Below are 18,757 nucleotides of genomic sequence, written 5' to 3' on the forward strand. Positions count from 1 at the left end.
TTTAAATCAGCTGCTACTGCCTTTCTATCCTTCCAAGAGACATAACGAAGTGAACTTCTAATCTGATGGACAATACAACGCTGTATCTCTGCTTTTGAGTAAACAGCTTCAATAGCTTCATTGAAACCGTTCAGTCCATCTATGGCAAAAATAAGTACATCATCTACACCACGGTTCTTGAGTTCATTCAGAAGTGAAAGCCAATATTTACTTGTTTCATTTTCACCGATCCAAATACCTAATATCTCTTTTTTTCCTTCAAGCGTGACTCCTAGCATAATATATGCAGCTATGTTTTTTACGACTCTATCCACTCTTATTTTTAGGACGGTAGCATCCATAAAGATTATTGGATAGATTGGTTCAAGCGGTCGGTTCTGCCACTCTTTTGCTTTCTCTATGATTGTATCGGTGATATTTGAGATTGTTTGTTCAGAAAGTTGATAACCATAGAGATCATCAAGGTGATGCTGTATATCTCTTACGCTCATCCCTTTGGTATAAAGTGAAAGTATAAGATCCTCACTGCCGTTTAGAAGTGTTTCCCGTTTCTTTACAAGCTGTGGTTCAAACGAGCCCTCTCTGTCTCTTGGTATGGCGACATCTACATCACCATATTTCGATTTTAGAGTCTTTTTGTTTGTACCGTTACGATAGTTGGAGTTATCTGACTTCTGGTGCTTCTCGTAACCTAAATGCTCATCAAGTTCCACTTCAGTAGCTGTTTGAATCGTTTCTCGAAGAAGAGCTTTGAAATCATCCAATATCCCATCGAGTGAAATATCTTTGCCTTCTTTTATTTGTCTGCGTAGTTCTTCTTTATTTAAAATATCCATCTGTAAATCCTTCAAATAAATCTATCAATAATAGCAATTTTTAAGCCTATCTGATAAATTAGTTTTTTGGATTTACACAGTTGTTTTTACACCCTCACAAGACACTCCCAAAAATTTAGAAAATCATTACAACCCATTTACGAAATATGGAAAAATATTTTGGTTTCAATATATATTACCTTATTTTACTATTCGCTTTATAGTAACACCTCTTATCTTTTTACCATTTGGAGTAAATGCTGCGATGAATAGCCTGCTTATTTTAATACTTGCCGAATGTTTTGCAAATATTAATTCATTTATAGTAATCTTACCGAATCATGCAGCAGCTGATATTTATAGATTTAATGGTGCTTATAAATCAAAAGGTGATTTTTATCTAAGGCAAATTATAGATACGGTTAATTATAAAACAGGATTTGAACTTTTGGATTTTTTACATGGGTGGTTAAATTATCAGATTGAACACCATCTTTTCCCTAATCTAACACTTAGTCAACATAAAGTAGTTCAACCTTATGTAAAAGAATTATGTAAAAAATATAATTTAGAATATAGGGAAGAAAATATTTTTAAAAGATCTATTCTGACTTTATCAGTTCTTGTTGGTAAAACAAAACCAAATATAATTGATTAAGATATATAGATTTTAAAAATTACATTTGATGGATAAATCTCCACTTTTAAGGTGTAAAGAGGCAAAGATATAACAAATACGAGGAGGCTAATAATTGACCCTAGCGGCTTAATTATAGCTCACGACAACCGTTATATCAAGTAGTCAAATCCTTTCTTGCAAAAAAAGAGAGGGGCATCTTGCCAACAATTTAATAGAACTTCTCTTATGCTAGTTCCCTCAGCACCTTTTTAAAAAAAGGTGACCAAAAACTAAAGAAATAAAAGAGTAAATATTGATACAAATTAAAAATATTCCTGTTGAAAAAACATACACAGTAAGACTTAATGTACTAAGACCACATCAAAGTATTAGTGATTGTCAATATGATGGAGATACAGATGAACTTACAAAACATTTTGGTGCATATTTAGATAATAAACTTATTGGAATAGTCTCAATTTATAAATCTAAAATCAAACATATTGATGATAAAAATTGCTGGCAAATTCGAGCGATGGCGATAATTAAAAATATTCGTAAAAAAGGATATGCTAGTAGCCTACTTAAAGTTGCGGAAACATATGCTTTAAAAAACGGAGCAAATTATATCTGGTGTAATGCTCGTATCTCCGCTATAGGGTTTTATGAAAAACATAACTATAAACTCTATGGTGATGAATTTAATGTTAAAGATATTGGACCACATTACATAATGATAAAAGATTGTTTTGTTGATTGAAATGTTCGATATAACAAGTACTTGCACAAAAATATGTTTCCCTCACGGGCAAATATTTTGAAGCGAAAAAATGTGCTATTATGATAGATATTACAATGATTGTGAACAGAAACATATTTTTGAAGACAGTCGTTGTAAGTTCCCGCAAAGCGGAAACTTACAACGGCGAAGCTGAGCTCTAAACGAGCCACCAACCTTTTGTCGTATTCCGCTATGCTACATACAACAAAAGGCAGGAGTCTCACATCAAAGTGTTTTCCAGAAAATCGCAAGTGAATTTTCCGAAATACACATTAATGAAGCTCAGCTTCGCCGTTATACTGAAAAATCAAATATGCTATAATACAAACAAAAAAGGAGAGTCCATGGTAGCCATAAAACAAGAAGCACAAAAGATGATACAAAATCTTCCTGATAGCTGTACTTATGAAGACATTCAATATCACCTTTATGTTGTAGAAAAAATTAAAAATGGTATTAGTCGTGCTGAAAATGGCGAAGTCTCATCACATCAAGATGAAAAACAAAGAATGTCTAAATGGCTTTCACACTAAAGTGGTCTGAAGAGGCTCTTGAAGATATTGAGTCTATCGCCACTTACATAGAAAAAGATTCCCCAACTTATGCGAATAAGTAGCCGTTAAAATAAATGTCCCATCTCTGTGAGTAAATCTCCACTTTTAACTTGCAAAGATAAAAATATGGAAAAGTTATAGTACGTTGACACTCAAAAAAATAAATGATATACTTTGGATATACAGATATGAGGAGAATGTTATGACAGCAACTATTTCAAGTTGGGGTAATTCTCAGGGTGTCAGATTTCCAAAAAATGTTATGAAAGAACTTCATTTATCAATTGGGGACAAGGTAAAAGTTTTAGTTGAAAATCAAAAAATCGTATTAGAACCAGTAGATAAATCACGGGAAAAATACGATATTAATGAATTGGTTAAGCAATTGCCAGCTGATTATACAACTTATGAAGAGTTTGATAATAAAATGGGAAGAGAAGAGTGATAAAATATATTCCTGAGCAGGGAGATATAGTGGCTCTAAGTTTTGATCCACAAAGTAGTCATGAACAAAAGGGTAGAAGAGCTGCTATTATCATTAGCAATAAAGTATTTAACCAATACCTAGGGCTTGCGTTTGCATGTCCGATAACAAATACTAAGAGAGGTTTTCCATTTCATATTAAAGTTGAGAGTGAAAATATCACTGGTTTTATTATGGCTGAACAATTGAAGTCAATAGATTATAATTCAAGAAATATAAAATTTATTGAAAAAGCAGATCAGAAAACAGTAAATAAAATACTGGGCATTATTGATAGTATCATTGAGTAACAAAGAGGGTGTATGGCATATAATTTAAAAGATAAACTTGTAGTAGCGGTGAGTTCACGCGCGCTTTTTGACCTTGAAGATGAGAACAGGGTATTTGAAGAGCGTGGGCTTGATGAGTACTACAAGTATCAGCTTGAAAAAGAGAATGAACCCCTCAAAAAAGGGACTGGATATAGACTCATAGAAAATCTTCTAAAAATAAATGAGCATTTTGCAGAAGATGAAAAACAGGTAGAGGTTATAATTCTCTCTAAAAACAATGCAGGAACAAGTTTGCGCATTACAAATGCCATAGCGAGCTACAAGCTTGACATACAAAGAAGTGGCTGGACAAGTGGACGCAATACGTCTAACTATCTCACAGCCTTTAAAGTCGATCTTTTTTTAAGTGCAGATGATAATGATGTTATCAATGCCATCGAAAATGGTGTTGCAGCGGCAAAGATACTTCCCTCAAACAAAGATATTCATACTTCACTTGGAGATCAAGTACGCATTGCGTTTGATGGAGATGCTGTACTCTTTTCTGAAGAGTCAGAGCTTATCTATAAAGAGCAGGGGCTTGAGGCTTTCATAGCGCATGAAAAGGCAAATCGTGATAACCCTATGAAAAAAGGTCCTTTTGCAAAACTCTTGCTCACCATCGCCAATATTCAGAAAAAATTTAAAGACAAAGAATCACCTATTCGTACAGCACTTGTCACCGCACGAAGTGCTCCGACACACGAGCGGGTAATAAAAACACTTAATGTCTGGGGTGTTCGCATAGATGAGGCATTCTTCTTAGGCGGCAGTGAGAAGTACGAGGTACTTGAAGCCTTTGGTGCTGACATCTTTTTTGATGATCAAGATGTACATTTGGAACTCTCATCAGATGTTGTGCCTTCGGCAAAAGTGATGCATAAAACTATTTTAGAATGTGAATAATGATATATGTAGTTTTTTTTCTATTTACATTCTTGATTCTCATTGGGGTGTTTTATCAGTGGCAGTATTTTATGATATTTTCTCCCACCTACATAAAAGAGCGACGACTTTGTGATAAATGTGAACTTTTAAGTATAAAAACTGATGATGGCATAGAACTTGAGGGCGCTGTCTATGAGCCTGTAAACGCAGTGACAACACTACTTGTTTTTGTTGGACGCTCTCATGATGCTGTAGCATTAATGGGACGACTCAGTGAAGTTTATAAAAATGTACGTGTCATTGCGTTTAATTACCGTGGCTATGGAAAAAGTGGCGGTGTTGCAAATGAGAAAAATATTTTAAGTGACAGCTTGAAAATTGCGCAGCTTGTGCAGAAGCATTATGGTGATTTTTATCTTTTAGGTTTTTCACTTGGCTCGAATGTTGCTGCGTTTGTGGCAAAGCAACATAGTGTAAAAGCACTCTTTTTGGTCGGGGCATTTGACTCTGTTACAGCACTCTCAAAAGAGAAGTACCCAAAACTCTGTTGCATTGAAAAACTACTGCGTTACAAGTTTCCTACTGATGTGTATGTACGGGATGTCACTGCAAAGACATATCTTTTTGTAAGTAGAGATGATGAGACCATTCCACTTAAAAATGCTCAAAAACTTAAAGAGTCGGTGAAAAATCTTGTTCTTTACAGTGAGATTGAGGGACTAAGTCATAAAGAACTTTTGTGGGATACAACAGTAACAAATCAAATAAATAAGGTAATGGAAAATGAGTAAAAAATTTCAAATAATGTTCTACATCTGTTTAGTGAGTATTGAATATCTTGCAACAACAACACGAGAGATAAAAGTGATTGAGCATATTTGGGACAAGGCAAATCATTTTATTGCATTTATGACACTTTATATTTTGCTTTCGCTTGCATACAGACATTTGAGTGTTTTGATGAAAATTGCATTATTACTTGCTTTTGGTATGCAAATAGAGATAGTGCAGTATTTTATCCCAGGACGAGATTTTTCACTCTTTGATGTAGTGGCAGATAGTGTAGGGATTGCAATAGGAATAGTTGTTTATTATTTGTACGAAAAGTACAGAAGAAGCGCTATAAAAGCTTCTTCATAAGTTCGATGTGATAATTTTCTTGGTAGTTAATAAAGTCGAAGAATTTTGAGAGTTCTTCATCTTTTATAGCATCACTAAGCTCTTTACACATTACTTTTGCAGCCTCTTCTTCTGCAATGCCATCTACAAGAAATTTATCTAAATCTTTTACAACATAGGTCATTTCATGAAGTTCACGAGGAAGTGCTAAAATGCCAAGCTTTGCCATCATATTTCCAAACGATTTAAGGTGAAAGTGTGATTCATCTACTAAATCTTGAAAGACATTAAAGCGAAGAATATTTTTTGTGCGTGCCTGCATATAAGCATAAATAAGAATAAGCTCATACTCTTTGTAGGATTCATCAAATAAAAAAAGTGTAAGTGCATCTATTTGAGCCTGTTCAAGGTCTCTATCTTCCCATTTTCGTTTCATGTTAAACGCAGTGATTTTCCCGTTATTCTCTTCTTTTGCAAGCACTTCACTAAGATACTCTAAAAGGTAAATATCATCAGTTTTTATACGTTCGCCTAAAACATTGTTTGGATAAAATGAATGAAATGCTTTTATCTCATCTTGGAGGGCTTCAATGATTTCAAAAACAGTGTTGCGTTTAAGAAGTACCATATTTCTGTCATAATTATAATTTTCACCATTTTCAAGAGTTTGCTCACCAAGCCATTTCATATGACGAAAAGCAATTTGAGAAAAATCATAAAGGCGTGATTTTATCGTTTCATCATTAATGGCAAATGATGCAAACAAAATTGAGAGCCAAAGTTCATGTTTTTTTTGGTATGTTTTATTCACCTGTTTCTTCCTTTTGTGTTGATTCACAGCTATCTTTCATTTTAAGAACATGCATCTCTTCCTCTTCACCCTTTTCTTTATTCTCAATATTTTGTAAAGAGGCAATGTATGCAGTAAAGACTATATCTGCACATACTTGTTGTTGTGGTGAAAGATCACCTAGTTTCTCATGCATTTTAGTTATGGCTTTTTGTGCATACTCTAAGTCATTGCCAATAATCATATCGGTAAACATAGAACCAATAACAACGGTATCTTGACAGCCATTTGTCGCAAATTTTGCATTTTCAATACCCTCTGCGTTTAAGTCTGTGTAAAAAACAACATACTCATTTGTTTTTTCATCAAGTGCTACCCCAACACCATCTGCATCTTCAATTTTTCCATAATTTTTCGGATTTATTAAGTGTTCTAAAGTTTCAGCATTAAGCCCCTCTGGCATTTTTACATTTTCAAACATAATTTTTCTCTTTTTTTTAATTTATGTAAGTGTAACGAAAAAGTATAAATATATTCTTGACCAATACCAGATTAATATCTTATTTTTGCAAGGTAAAGACCATTTGGTGGAGCAGGTCTGATTTTATGCTCTTTTTTTAAAGAGAGTTGCTCTTGTATCTCTTGTTTTTTGAGTTGTAAAAGTGCCCCAACCATCAATCTAATTTGACTTCTTAAAAATCCATTGGCTTCAAAGTAGAGAATGTGACAATCTTTATATCTATAATAAAAAGCTCTGTATATAACTCTTTGTGTAGAGTTAATATCACTACCTGTTTTCATAAAACCGCTAAAATCATATTCGCCTTCAAAAAGTTTTATGTTTTGTTTTATCTCTGCAAGTGCTGCGTTTGGAAGAAATGTTACAAAATCACTCTCAAAAGGATTACTCTCTTCTGTTTTTATGATGTATCTATATACTCTTTTTTTTGCACTGTATCTTGCATGAAAGGAATCATCTACTGTTACAATTTTTTTGATTATGATGGAAGAGGGAAGCATCTGATTTACAACGCGTTTAAGCTTTGCTAAATCTCTCCAATACTTAGGCAGAGAGATATGGCATACCTGTCCCGTTGCATGGACTCCTTTATCCGTACGCCCACTTGCTATAACCTTGTCATTAATGCCAAGTTGATTGAGAACCTGTGTTACATTGCCAAGTATGGTGTTGCTTGTCTCTTGCTGCGTTTGAGAACCAAGAAAATGGGTACCGTTGTAGGCAAGAGTAAATGCAACTTTCATTAGAATTTATTGACTATGGTCTTACGGTAAATAAAGTAGGTTACTGCAAGCCAAGTGAGTGAGAGTGCTGGGATTGTATAAAAATGTAAGATGCTTTGCAACCCAACTGTAACACCATAATAGAGTGCAATAGAGATAAACAGGTACAAATAGACACGAGATTTTTGATGTCGTACCTGTACAACACCTATGGCTATAACAATGAAAAGAGAAATGATAGGAAAAAGACTTAGTAGTGTATCTGTTATAAACATTTTAACCTTATTTTTATGTCTATATTTTGAAAGCCAATATTCAAGAGGTTCTTCATAGGGATCAAGATGTGTTTTTAATGTATCATTAATCATCATTGTTTTAAAATTAACTTGAGAGAGTTTTTTGGTTGAATAACTGTATCCCTCTCCATTTGTAAGTTTTAATCTAAGTATTCCTGAATCATTTATAATTTCTGCTTTTTTCGCAGAAATAAGTATCTCTTCTTTTCCTTTTTTATTGAATAAAAAGACCTTATAGTATGTTCCATCATCTTTCTTCCCTCCAAGATAGAGTAGCCAATCTCCAAAACTATTTCCAAATTCACTTGCTGCAAGATTAAATTTTGCTTCACTTTTTTTATATGAAACAAAATTTCTTGATAATACAGTAGAGTGCGGAAAGAGAACGAAAAAATCAAATGCTAAAATTATACTAAGTAAAAAAGCAGGTTTAAAGAGTGTTTTTATAAGGAACTTGGGTTCGATTCCAAGGGCAAACAGAACAATAATTTCATTGTCGTTTGAGAGTTTAAAGAGTGAAAGCGTTGCTGCTATAAAAAATGTTATGGGCAGGGTATAGAAAAGAATTTGAGGTAGTACAAAAAGATAGAGTTTGGTCATTTCCCAAATAGTCAGTTGAATTATTGCAGTATAAGCTGCTAGTTTTATCAAAAATATGACAGAAGCTATGGCAAAAAGAGGTAAAAATATAGATAAAAACAGCGTTGAAAGGTTTCTAAGTATATATTTTTGAAGTCTATCCATTTGTAAAAACTCTTTTAATAATTAGCATTGATATAGGCTGCAATAGGAGTGTCTAGCATATATACTATAAAAGTAGCCATTGCTAAAAAAGGTACAAAAGGAACACGCTGTTGCTCTTTTGAACCTTTCACTGTATAGAGCATAACTGGCATTGCCAAGAGTGCTGAGAGAAATATGGCAACGAGCCCTAGTTTTACACCAAGCAAGGCACCCATAGTAGCTGCGACCATAATGTCACCTTCGCCCATTGCTTCTATAAATGGAGATCTGTCGAAGTGTTTATTCCAAGAGGTTTTTGTCTTTATCCCTGCTCTGTACACTGAAGATGTCAGGTAGTAAGAGAGTGAGAAACGCAGGAGAGTAAAGCCACCTGCAAAGAGGAGGGCATTTTGAAAATTGTTAAAAAGTCCTGTTATGCTCCATGCTCCAAAAATAGCAAAAAAGATTGCTAAAAGATTAAGTGAATCAGGAATCATTTTGTATTTTAAATCTATTACAGAGAGTGCTAAAAGCATTAAAAAACTCATTCCTATAAAGAAAAGAGGTAGGCTAAGAGAGTACTTGTAAACAAGTGCGGTGAAAATAACTCCTGAGAGGAGTTCGATAAGTGGATATTGTATAGAAATTTTATTGGCGCAATAGGCACATTTTCCTTGTAAAAATATCCATGAGAGTAGGGGAATGTTATGCCATGGTTTAAGTTTATGACCACATGATGTACAGTGTGAAGCACCAAAAACGACACTCTCATCTTTTGGAATGCGAAGAATAACTACATTTAAAAATGAACCAAAAACTATGCCTAAAATAAATCCTATAAAAAGTTCCATTATTTTAAACCTCCAAATCTACGCTCAATTTGTGTAAATTGCTTAACAATTTTTTGTAAATCTTTAGTTGTAAAATCTGGCCAGAGTTTATCGATGAAAAAGAGTTCTGCGTAAGCCGCCTGCCACAAAAGAAAGTTTGAAAGTCTCGTATCTCCACCTGTTCTGATGAGAATATCGACATCAGATTTACAATCAAGTGCATTACTAAGCATCTCACTTGTAATCTCTTTTGAAGATTTTTTAAGTGAATTTACTGCACGGAGTATCTCGTCTTGTGCTCCATAATTAAGTGCTAAACTCTGTACAAGTCCATCGCAGTGAGCTGTTTTTTCTTCTACCATTTTTATGGTTTTTTGCAGGGATTTTGAAAAGGCTCTTATATCGCCTATTGGCTCAAATTTTACATTGTTCTCAAGGTAAGAGGGAAGTTCATCTTTAAGATATTTATCGAGTAATCGCATTAAAAATTCAACTTCTAAACGTGGTCTTTTCCAGTTTTCTGTAGAAAAAGCATAGAGAGTGAGTCGCTCTATCTCTTCACTGTTAGAGCAGTAAGTTGTGATTTCTTTGACGACTTTTGCACCTGCTTCATGACCTTTGACACGTTTTTTTCCTTGCATCTCTGCCCATCTGCCATTGCCATCCATAATGATTGCTATATGTTTTGCTTTATTCATTTTTTACTCAGATAATTTTTTTGAGTGTGAGATAATTCTGAATGAAAGGGTTAGTTTGTCACTTTGAAGGAGTAAAATATTTTTATCATTTGTGATAAACTCTATCTCATTTACATCAGTTCCAAAACTTGAAGAGTCTTTGAGTAGATTAAGACAAACTGCATCAAGATTTTTATTTTCAAGCATATTGACTGCGTTTGACTTTGCCTTCTGCTCATCCATCTCAGCTTTAAAACCTATCACAGTGATGCCCTCTTTATCAATTGTATTTAAAATATCAATATTTTTTTTCAAAGGAAGCTCCCAGCTCTCGCCCAAAGACTCTTTTTTGAGTTTTCCATCTTGTGGAAACTCTGCAATATAATCACTTACAGCCGCCGCCATAAAAAGAAAAGGTCTTTTTTGAATAATATGTATATGCTCATCTCTTACAAGTGTTGCTTTTGAGAGTTTGCCTTTTTTTGCAATACGTACTGAATCGGTGAGGTACTCGAGCATCTCTGCTGTGCTTGCAACATCAATTTTGTGCATATTTTCAGGTAAATTTTCATCAAACCTTGTAGCAATAAGGTTTACATCTGCACCTTTTAAGTAGAGTGCCGTAGCTAGAGCAGAGGCCATTTTTCCACTTGAAAAGTTTGAAATGTAGCGCACTTCATCTATTTTTTCTACCGTTCCTCCACCGGTAATGATAACCCGTCTATCTGTCCAGTACTCTTCTTTTAGAAGTTCTCTACTTGTTTGGTAGAAAATATTTAGAGGCTCTGCCATCGCTCCATCACCTATAGTTTTACATGCGAGTTCTTTTGTCTGTGTCTCTAGTATTGTGTAATTTGCTATGCCAAGCATTTTAAGATTTGCCTGTGTAATAGGGTTTTGAAGCATATTTGTATTTGCCGATGGTGCTAATATTTTCATACCGTTAAAGGCAAGGGCTGATTGGAGTAGAATGTTGTCTGCTATTGCATTTGCAAGTTTTGCAATGGTATTTGCAGATGCTGGAGCAATGACCATAATATCTGCCCATTCGCTGATTTTAATGTGGTTATGTTCATTTGCCCAAGACTCATTGGTATCATCAAGCACTCTGTTTGATGAGAGTGTCTCAAATGTAAGAGGGGTTATGAATTTTTTTGCAGCAGGAGTCATTACAACTTTTACTTCTGCACCTGCTTTTACGAAATATCGTAAAAGTTCAAGAGATTTGTAAATGGCAATGGAACCTGTCACGCCAAGGAGAATCTTTTTGTTTTTAATCAAATCTACTGGTATATTCATAATAGCTCCCTCGTTTATCTGTCTGTATTTTATCAAAAAATTCTTAGTCTTTACAAAAATTGTTACGAGAGTAAACATATTTGTAAGGTTGTTCCAATAATTGGGACTATAAATATTAAATTTTATATCTATGCACTAAAATTAATGCAATATAAACAAAGGTAATAAATATGACAAAAACCCTCTTAGAAAATATTGACAATATTCCACCGCTTCCAGAATCAGTACAGGAAGTTGAGCGTGTTTATAATAATTCAGATTCTACACTTGATGATATGCAAAAAGCGATAGAAAAAGATCCAATACTTACAGCAAATATACTGCGTTTAGTGAACTCTCCTGCATATGGTTTGAAACATCAAATCACTGATCTTAAGCAAGCTGTCTCTCTTCTTGGAAAAGATACTATTAGAACATTTGCATTAGGAAGTGTTTCCAATGATTTTGAGATAGATCTCTCACCATATGGTATGACAAAAGAGCAGTTTGCAACAGCGTGTGACAAACAGCTCTCTTTAGTTGTTAATTGGCTTCGTAGAACTGAAGGGCAAAACCTTTCTCTTTTAGCTCCTGCTGCGTTTTTGGTAGATTTAGGACGTGTAATAATTTCTAAAACACTACTTGAAGATAATAAAGCTGACATTATAGAAAAAGCACTTTTAGCAGGTGAAGATATTTCAAATGCTGAAAAAACTGCCTGTGGTGCGCAAACGACTGATGTTACAGCAACACTTTTTCACAGATGGAATCTTGACCCTGAAATAGTACATATCATTCGCTATAGTGATGATCCAGAAGGTGCAACACCAGATGAGCAGAGAATGGCAGCAGAGTTAAAAGCTGTTCGTGAAACTGTTATGCCAAACGGTGAGATAACCGATGAATCGATTGCCACTGCAAAGAATACTATAGAAGAATTTGGACTTGATATGGCAAGTTATGAAAAAGCTCTTGAAAAATTGATGGACGCGTAGTCTTTGATATTTGATCCACAAAAAAACGAGATGTTTGGAGCAAAAACAGTCTCGATTTTTATTGTTGTTATGTTAATTATTTACTATGTAGTATGGAGATTTTTTTTACAAGAGGGTGGTCATCCCTCTGTGCAACAAGAGATCTCTTCTTCTAAAGAAGTGCAGCATGCGCACATTTTAAAGGGAAAGTGAAATCTACTTTTTACCAAAAAATTTGTAGTAGAAGTTTTTAATGGTTTTGAGTTTTGTTCGGCTAAGAGCCAGTGAGCCTTTCTCAACTGTGCCACTTGTTACTGTAGTACCTGCTGCTATCATGACATCATCTTCAATGGTGAGAGGTGCTACGAGTTGTGAATCAGAACCTATGAAGACATTTTTACCAATGATGGTTTTGTACTTGTTAATGCCGTCATAGTTACAAGTGATGGTTCCTGCACCTATATTTGTTCCCTCATCTATCTCTGCATCACCCAAATAACTTAAATGTCCTGCTTTTACCCCTTTAAGTGTCGCTTTTTTCACCTCTACAAAGTTACCAATGTGTGTATTTTCTATGTTTGAGAGAGGACGAAGATGTGCCATTGGACCACAATCTGAATTTTTCATAATGCTATCTTCTACAACACTACCTGCTTTTATATGAGAATTGATGATGTGAGAGTTGCCTGTAATTCGGCATCCATTTTCAACAATACACTCTCCCTCAAACGCAACACCCTCTTCGATATAGATAGTCTCTGGAAGTTGCATTGTTACACCTGCTTGCATCCATCTATTTCTGATGCGTCTTTGCATAATAACTTCTGAATCAGCTAAATCTTTTTTAGAATTTACACCCTTAAAATGCTCTTCATCAACAAGAATTGGCACAACAGTTCCCTCTTCCTCTTTTACCATAGCTACAACATCTGTGAGGTAGTACTCTTTTTGGGCATTGTCATTGCTTAGTTCTGGAATGTATCTCTCTAAAATTACTTTTGAAAAAGCATATATACCTGCGTTCACAGTTGTTGTATTGAGCTCTGCTTCATCGGCATCTTTTTGCTCAACTATATACTCCACACGGTCATTTCTGATAATAACCCTGCCGTATCCGTCTGGATTTTCAAGATCAAATATACTCATAATTACATCAGCTTGTATCTCTAAAAATCCGTGGAGTGCTTCAGCCGTGATGAGCGGCATATCGCCATTGAGGACTAAAACTTTGTCATTTTTTGGCTCTACATTCATCATAGCACCGCCAGTTCCTGGAAACTTATTGGCATCTTGTGTGACAAAGTTAATGTTGTCGAAGTAGCTGCTTATCTCTTTAATGACAGCCTCTTTTTGATGTGCTACTACAACAGTAATATCATCAGAAATTTTCAATGACTCTTTGATGATATGATAAAGCATAGGCTTGCCACTTATAGAGTGAAGGACTTTTGCCTTGTTTGATTTCATACGACTGCCTTTTCCAGCAGCTAAAATTACTATACTTATATTCTCTTTCATCATTTATTTATTCCTCTGTTTATTCATAGTTTATTTTTGTGACATTATAACATTTATTTTTTTAATCTATTACGCATTTTATCGTAAATAAAAAGTGTTGCAAGTATGCCGACAACAGTTCCTGCGATGATATCGCTGATAAAATGGTCATCTGCCAAAATTCTTCCGCTTGCAAATGTGATTCCTAAAATTATCCAAAGGTAAAGATAGCGAGGAAAGAGCAGATACATAACTGTAAATGTGGTAGCGATGGTAACAGTATGTCCTGATGGAAATGAAGCATACGTGGTATGATGATGAAACATCGTAATATAATGATATTTTAGTTGTGCAAAAAAGCCCTTGTCATAGTTTTGAAAGAGTAAAAATCCATACTCCTCAGGAGAATGATGTAATCCTACTGGACGAACTCTTGAAAATATCCATTTTAGTAGTATACTCACAAGACCTGAAAAAATATTTGCATAAAAAAGAAAGAGAAATCTATTTTTGTAAAGCTCAGTATCTTTAATATATTTAAAAAATAAAAATCCTAAAAGACCAGCTCCAATATACCATTGAGATTCTCCTGTAAGACTTAAAAGTTCTCCAAAATGATGGAATGTTTCTCGATGTATATAAAAATATCTAGCGACAGGCTTATCAAAAAAATTGTAACTAATAATTATAAGAGGAATTGCAATAATAAATGCCGTAAAAAACAGTTTTTTAGTTAATTTCATTTAAGTCCTTGAAAGTTTTTACACATTACTAGATTGATAGTATTAATTTTATGATTTGAAATATTGATGTCAAAGCTCTCTATTGGATAAACTTTGTCACATTTCATAGTAGAAGCTATATTTTTATGGAAAAAATGCGTGTTAATGATTATCATATCTTTTCCTTTCTTGTGCTTATCCTCCCAAAAGTCAAACTGATCTTTTTTATTGTCAAGTAGATAGACTTTTGAAGAGTATTTGCGGTCATAAAACATAGCTCGAGAAGCAAGTGTCCAATTTGTAACAGCTAGTGCCTCTTTTTTATCATTAGTTATCACTGCGTTTGCACGCTTCATAATTGTATTCCAACCATAAATATCTCTATGAATTGATTGATAATTTGGCTGTGGAATGAATTTGAACACAAGCTCTGCATAGGCAAGTATACTAATAAAAAGTCCAAAAATGATGGCATATTTAACATATTTTTTAGAAATATCTAGCATATAGTAAGTACCTAATGGAATAAAAAGTAGATAAAAGAGTGCCGACCAGTGAGGGAGGGCAGTTTTATAGAGTGAAGCATAAGTGAAAAATGATATAAGTGTTAAACCAAAGAGTCCAGAAAGAAAAATGGTATCATTTTTGCTAAAAAATGATTTGTATAGTCCATAAAAAGCTAAAGGAACAAGCAGAGGATTATATGCTCCAAACTGTGTTGCTATTGATTTAAAAAAGCCACCCCAATGAATATGTTTACTTCCCACAACATGAGAACTTTGGTAACTAAAACTAATCCAGTTATGTTGGATATTCCAATAAAGAACTGGAGAGATAAGGAGAAGTGCAATGAGTATAGTGAGTAAAAGTTTGGGTGAGTAAAAGAGTTTAAATTCTTTTTTTATTAAAAAATAGAGAATGATAGGAATGATAAAGAGTACTGCTGTATATTTACTTAGTCCCGCAACTCCTAGCAAAATACCTAGAATAATCCAATTTTTTGTAGAGGGTTTTTTTTCAAGGTTAATCACTACAAAAATGATGGGAATAATTAGTAAAAAGAGCAGGGTATCTGGCATAAGCATTAAAAAGAGTGCATTAAAAATAAAAGAGGCATAGAGTGCTAAAACCGCTATGAAAGTTTTTGTAGCATTTTTATTTATATTATAGATAAGTTTATATAAAAATAGGGATGTAAAAAATCCAATAACTACTGCACTAACACGAGCGCCAAATTCATTGAGTCCAAAGATAGAAGTAAAAATATACTGTGTCCACCCAACAAGCGGAGGGTGGTCAAAGTAGCTCCAATCAAGATGAATACCATAAAGGACATAGTGTGCTTCATCGACACCAAGACCAACATGAGGTGCTATAAGTAGTCTAAGAATAGCTACAACTGTAATGAAAAGAAGAAAACTTCTATGTTCTTTATTTAGAAAGTTCATCAAGTTTAAATTTCAGTGTGTTAAACACCAAATCAGGTGTAATAATTTTGATACATTGGTTATCACTACAAGGTGTTTTTCTATGGTTAGAAGCACTTACACAAGGACTACAAGCCATTCCTGCAAATATTGGTGTGCTTGGCCCTAATGAGCCATATAGTGCTGGTGTTTCAGGTCCAAAAATTACAAAAGTATGCATGTTTGTAATTGAAGCAAAGTGTGCAGGACCAGAGTCGTTTGTAAGCATAAATGCACTTACACTGTAAAGTGCAGGAAGTTGTAAAAATTTCACACCTCCTGCGAAGTTGATACAGCGTTTGTCTCCTATATAGTCAGCAAGAAGTTGTGCTCCATCTTTTTCAGATGGGGCACCGGTCAGTAGGACAATGGCGTCTTTATTGTAAGCTAAAATCTTTTTGATGACCTCACCATAATTTTCCCTGTCCCATCTTCTTTGTGGCAGTAGGTCTGAAGCATTTGAGTTTACTAAAATTACAGGATTTTTCTCTCTGTCAAACCCTTCGTACATATCTGTAATTATGGCAATAACAGACTCTTTCTCTTCATCACTAATAACTGCTTTTGCAATTTGAATCTCTTCATCAGGGATGATGCGCTTTGTAAAGGGAAGTTCCTGCTTTTCACTAAGAAGTGCATCCACTAAAGCGATGAAGTTTTTAGCAATATGTTGATGTGGATTGTACGCTACTTTATGTGTTAAAAAATCACCACGGTAAAGTCCTTCATTATGAAAAGCGTGAAAACCAACACGGTTTGATGCACCGCTGGCAGCTGTTAAAAGGGCTGTAAAACGGGAGAAAAGCTCTAAATCGATCACGGAGTCTATCTCTTTTTCTCTACACCATTTTAAAAACTCTAAGGAAGTTTGTGCAATTTCAACTATGCCGCTCTCATCAATAGTAAATATATTTTTTTCAGGTACAGTTTCAAGAAGTTGCAATGAGACTTTGTTCTTTGAAAAGATTACAAAAAAGAGTTCTCCTTCAATATTTGCTTTGAGTTTACGCATGGCTGGATCAACTAAAATAGCACTTCCCATCTCTGAGAGCTCTATAAGTAGTACATTTCTAGGTTTTTTTTGTTTTGGTTCTACAAAAAAATCATATGTTTTTTTTATAAGAGTACCAGTAAATGCAAGTGGAATCCCTGCATAATGGTCAATGTTTCTCATAGTATTTACATTCATTTTTTTTCCTCCTGTGTTATTTTTTTATTTTTTATCCAGAAGTAAGAGCCTGGTAGTGCACCGATAATAAGTAGTAAACCATATAAAATACTCATAGCTAAAACTTTAGTCGAATCTGCACCTACAAGCATAAAAATTCCAACCATTGCACCTTCACGAATTCCCCAGCCCGCTAATGAAACAGGGACTATAGTGAGTAAAAATACGGGTGGCACGGCAATAAGAAGCATTTGAAAACTTAAATGTGCATTGATACTTAAAGCAATTCCATATATTGTTAAGACAGATAAAAAATGCACAGCAACTGAAATAGAGATATGTTTTACAAGTACAGTTTTTGAACTGTAGAGTTGATTGAGCCTTACTGAAAGCCTATGAAGTAGATTTAAAAATTTATATTTCGCTAAAAAGTTGATTTTTTCAAAAAGAAAAAGTGAGAAAAATCCTGCAATACCTGCGACTGAAATAAGGATGATAAGTCGTGAAAAATCTGAGGGAAACGTACCATAAAATATAATAGAAGCTATGAAGTTTAGTACAAGCAGTCCGACAAGACCAACAACTCTATCTACAAAAACACCATAAAATGCCTCTTTTTTATCATATCCTTTTCGTGTAAGGTCTATAATTCTTACTGCATCACCACCAATACTACTAGGTAGTACTTGATTGAAAAATGTTCCTTTGAAATAACTTTGTACATAAAAAGAGAGACGCTCTTTAAAAACAAGTAATTTTGAAATTTTAAACCATCTGTATGCGGCAAGATAAGTACTTCCAAGTTGCATAATAAGAGCGAGTAGAATCCATCCACCATGACTTTTTGCTAAAATAGCCCAAAGCGTTTGGAAATCTATTTTCTGAAAAAGAAAGTAGAAAATTGCGATAGTTATAAGTAGTTTAATTATATTTTTCATCGAGTACCATATTGTAAAGTAAAAGTATTTTATCAAAAAGTTGATTAATCTTTAGTAAATTACTTTTTTATAAGAGCAGATACTCTATAGAGATAAAAAACTCTACAATTAGGGACAACTACATTTGTATCCATAAGTTTAACATGTTTGTACAATACTAAGTCATTTTTTTAAAAATATTACTTGTAGAATGATGAAGTTGACATGCAAAATCAATATAGGGATAGACTATAACTAATACGATTAGTATTTCTGTGTAGAATTTAATATTAGTTAATATATCCATCTTTTTAATAAGTTATGAGAAGTAAAAATAGTAGTGACTAGAACTGCATTGAGTGCTGTTTTTTCATTACTAAGTTCTTTTGTAAATGAAAATACATTTACAAGTCGAATACCCCACTCACTTTGTGATATATGATTTGTTAGCCAAATCATTAGAGTAATCATAGGTGGATGGTAATAGTAACCAGCTTGGAGATGATGACTCTATATACAGTAGTAAGCTTCATCCCTATGAAGAGGTATAAAAGCGTTGTAAATAGTAGAAAAGATTGCCATTAAAATGATAAGGGTGTAAGCAGA

General features: G+C 34.1%; 24 protein-coding genes. 10 read left to right on the forward strand and 14 right to left on the reverse strand.

Going from position 1 to position 18,757, the window contains the following annotated elements:
* Positions 1 to 836: IS256 family transposase (locus tag MV589_RS00675; RefSeq protein WP_297431076.1), on the reverse strand; the 836-nt coding region annotated here is incomplete at its 3' end.
* Positions 837 to 1,008: 172 nt separating this feature from the next.
* Here MV589_RS00675 and MV589_RS00680 point away from each other — a divergent pair.
* The 8 genes from MV589_RS00680 to MV589_RS00720 all read left to right on the forward strand — a co-directional run bounded on the left by MV589_RS00680 (position 1,009) and on the right by MV589_RS00720 (position 5,592).
* On the forward strand, positions 1,009 to 1,473 hold the full coding sequence (locus MV589_RS00680; RefSeq protein WP_297431138.1) for a fatty acid desaturase: 465 nt from the start codon (positions 1,009 to 1,011) through the stop codon (positions 1,471 to 1,473).
* A 274-nt stretch (positions 1,474 to 1,747) separates the two neighbouring features.
* Positions 1,748 to 2,194: a GNAT family N-acetyltransferase gene (locus tag MV589_RS00685; RefSeq protein ID WP_297431077.1), complete on the forward strand. Its 447-nt coding sequence runs from the start codon at positions 1,748 to 1,750 to the stop codon at positions 2,192 to 2,194.
* 365 nt (positions 2,195 to 2,559) lie between these two features.
* Positions 2,560 to 2,748 (forward strand): hypothetical protein, encoded by a 189-nt coding sequence (locus MV589_RS00690; protein WP_297431079.1) that lies wholly within the window; start codon positions 2,560 to 2,562, stop codon positions 2,746 to 2,748.
* Between the two features lie 223 nt (positions 2,749 to 2,971).
* A complete protein-coding gene (locus tag MV589_RS00700; RefSeq protein ID WP_297431083.1) occupies positions 2,972 to 3,214 on the forward strand; it encodes an AbrB/MazE/SpoVT family DNA-binding domain-containing protein in 243 nt (80 codons plus the stop codon).
* Positions 3,211 to 3,543, forward strand: coding sequence for a type II toxin-antitoxin system PemK/MazF family toxin (locus MV589_RS00705; RefSeq protein ID WP_297431086.1), 333 nt, complete (start codon positions 3,211 to 3,213; stop codon positions 3,541 to 3,543). The genes MV589_RS00700 and MV589_RS00705 overlap by 4 nt, the downstream gene beginning before the upstream one ends.
* A 12-nt stretch (positions 3,544 to 3,555) precedes the next feature.
* Complete coding sequence (locus MV589_RS00710) at positions 3,556 to 4,470, forward strand: 5'-nucleotidase (RefSeq protein ID WP_297431088.1); 915 nt, start codon at positions 3,556 to 3,558, stop codon at positions 4,468 to 4,470.
* Positions 4,470 to 5,243, forward strand: coding sequence for an alpha/beta hydrolase (locus tag MV589_RS00715; RefSeq protein ID WP_297431089.1), 774 nt, complete (start codon positions 4,470 to 4,472; stop codon positions 5,241 to 5,243). Before MV589_RS00710 ends, MV589_RS00715 begins: the two co-directional genes overlap by 1 nt.
* Complete coding sequence (locus MV589_RS00720) at positions 5,236 to 5,592, forward strand: VanZ family protein (RefSeq protein WP_297431090.1); 357 nt, start codon at positions 5,236 to 5,238, stop codon at positions 5,590 to 5,592. Before MV589_RS00715 ends, MV589_RS00720 begins: the two co-directional genes overlap by 8 nt.
* Here MV589_RS00720 and MV589_RS00725 read toward each other — a convergent pair.
* The 7 genes from MV589_RS00725 to coaBC all read right to left on the reverse strand — a co-directional run bounded on the left by MV589_RS00725 (position 5,573) and on the right by coaBC (position 11,428).
* The gene (locus MV589_RS00725; RefSeq protein ID WP_297431093.1) at positions 5,573 to 6,382 is read right to left on the reverse strand and encodes an iron-binding protein; all 810 of its coding nucleotides are present in this window, start codon (positions 6,380 to 6,382) and stop codon (positions 5,573 to 5,575) included. The genes MV589_RS00720 and MV589_RS00725 overlap by 20 nt on opposite strands.
* Positions 6,375 to 6,842, reverse strand: coding sequence for an iron-sulfur cluster assembly scaffold protein (locus MV589_RS00730; RefSeq protein WP_297431095.1), 468 nt, complete (start codon positions 6,840 to 6,842; stop codon positions 6,375 to 6,377). Before MV589_RS00730 ends, MV589_RS00725 begins: the two co-directional genes overlap by 8 nt.
* Positions 6,843 to 6,913: 71 nt before the next feature.
* Positions 6,914 to 7,624, reverse strand: a complete 711-nt coding sequence (gene truA, locus MV589_RS00735; RefSeq protein ID WP_297431097.1) for a tRNA pseudouridine(38-40) synthase TruA — start codon at positions 7,622 to 7,624, stop codon at positions 6,914 to 6,916.
* Complete coding sequence (locus tag MV589_RS00740; protein ID WP_297431099.1) at positions 7,624 to 8,643, reverse strand: LptF/LptG family permease; 1,020 nt, start codon at positions 8,641 to 8,643, stop codon at positions 7,624 to 7,626. Before MV589_RS00740 ends, truA begins: the two co-directional genes overlap by 1 nt.
* Before the next feature lie 14 nt (positions 8,644 to 8,657).
* Entirely contained in the window at positions 8,658 to 9,473 is an 816-nt protein-coding gene (locus tag MV589_RS00745) for a prepilin peptidase (RefSeq protein ID WP_297431100.1), read from the reverse strand.
* Complete coding sequence (locus MV589_RS00750; protein ID WP_297431102.1) at positions 9,473 to 10,150, reverse strand: di-trans,poly-cis-decaprenylcistransferase; 678 nt, start codon at positions 10,148 to 10,150, stop codon at positions 9,473 to 9,475. Before MV589_RS00750 ends, MV589_RS00745 begins: the two co-directional genes overlap by 1 nt.
* A gap of 3 nt (positions 10,151 to 10,153) precedes the next feature.
* A complete protein-coding gene (gene coaBC / locus MV589_RS00755; protein WP_297431104.1) occupies positions 10,154 to 11,428 on the reverse strand; it encodes a bifunctional phosphopantothenoylcysteine decarboxylase/phosphopantothenate--cysteine ligase CoaBC in 1,275 nt (424 codons plus the stop codon).
* 170 nt (positions 11,429 to 11,598) lie between these two features.
* Here coaBC and MV589_RS00760 point away from each other — a divergent pair, with 170 nt between their 5' ends.
* Together MV589_RS00760 and MV589_RS00765 are read left to right on the forward strand one after the other, a co-directional pair.
* The gene (locus MV589_RS00760) at positions 11,599 to 12,402 is read left to right on the forward strand and encodes an HDOD domain-containing protein (protein WP_297431107.1); all 804 of its coding nucleotides are present in this window, start codon (positions 11,599 to 11,601) and stop codon (positions 12,400 to 12,402) included.
* A gap of 3 nt (positions 12,403 to 12,405) precedes the next feature.
* On the forward strand, positions 12,406 to 12,594 hold the full coding sequence (locus tag MV589_RS00765) for a hypothetical protein (RefSeq protein ID WP_297431109.1): 189 nt from the start codon (positions 12,406 to 12,408) through the stop codon (positions 12,592 to 12,594).
* A gap of 3 nt (positions 12,595 to 12,597) precedes the next feature.
* On the opposite strand, the gene glmU is transcribed toward MV589_RS00765, so the two are convergent.
* The 6 genes from glmU to MV589_RS00795 all read right to left on the reverse strand — a co-directional run bounded on the left by glmU (position 12,598) and on the right by MV589_RS00795 (position 18,610).
* Entirely contained in the window at positions 12,598 to 13,902 is a 1,305-nt protein-coding gene (glmU, locus tag MV589_RS00770) for a bifunctional UDP-N-acetylglucosamine diphosphorylase/glucosamine-1-phosphate N-acetyltransferase GlmU (protein WP_297431110.1), read from the reverse strand.
* Between the two features lie 50 nt (positions 13,903 to 13,952).
* Entirely contained in the window at positions 13,953 to 14,621 is a 669-nt protein-coding gene (locus MV589_RS00775) for a phosphatase PAP2 family protein (protein ID WP_297431112.1), read from the reverse strand.
* The gene (locus MV589_RS00780; RefSeq protein WP_297431114.1) at positions 14,618 to 16,048 is read right to left on the reverse strand and encodes a glycosyltransferase family 39 protein; all 1,431 of its coding nucleotides are present in this window, start codon (positions 16,046 to 16,048) and stop codon (positions 14,618 to 14,620) included. The genes MV589_RS00775 and MV589_RS00780 overlap by 4 nt, the downstream gene beginning before the upstream one ends.
* On the reverse strand, positions 16,032 to 17,255 hold the full coding sequence (locus MV589_RS00785) for a glycosyltransferase family 9 protein (protein ID WP_297431116.1): 1,224 nt from the start codon (positions 17,253 to 17,255) through the stop codon (positions 16,032 to 16,034). The genes MV589_RS00780 and MV589_RS00785 overlap by 17 nt, the downstream gene beginning before the upstream one ends.
* Positions 17,252 to 18,172 carry a lysylphosphatidylglycerol synthase transmembrane domain-containing protein gene (locus MV589_RS00790; protein WP_297431118.1) on the reverse strand — a complete coding sequence of 307 codons (921 nt, stop codon included), beginning with the start codon at positions 18,170 to 18,172 and terminating at the stop codon, positions 17,252 to 17,254. The genes MV589_RS00785 and MV589_RS00790 overlap by 4 nt, the downstream gene beginning before the upstream one ends.
* A gap of 273 nt (positions 18,173 to 18,445) precedes the next feature.
* Entirely contained in the window at positions 18,446 to 18,610 is a 165-nt protein-coding gene (locus MV589_RS00795) for a hypothetical protein (protein ID WP_297431120.1), read from the reverse strand.
* Positions 18,611 to 18,757: the final 147 nt, after the last annotated feature.

The sequence above is a fragment of the Sulfurimonas sp. genome, assembly GCF_026991475.1.
Taxonomy (GTDB): domain Bacteria; phylum Campylobacterota; class Campylobacteria; order Campylobacterales; family Sulfurimonadaceae; genus Sulfurimonas.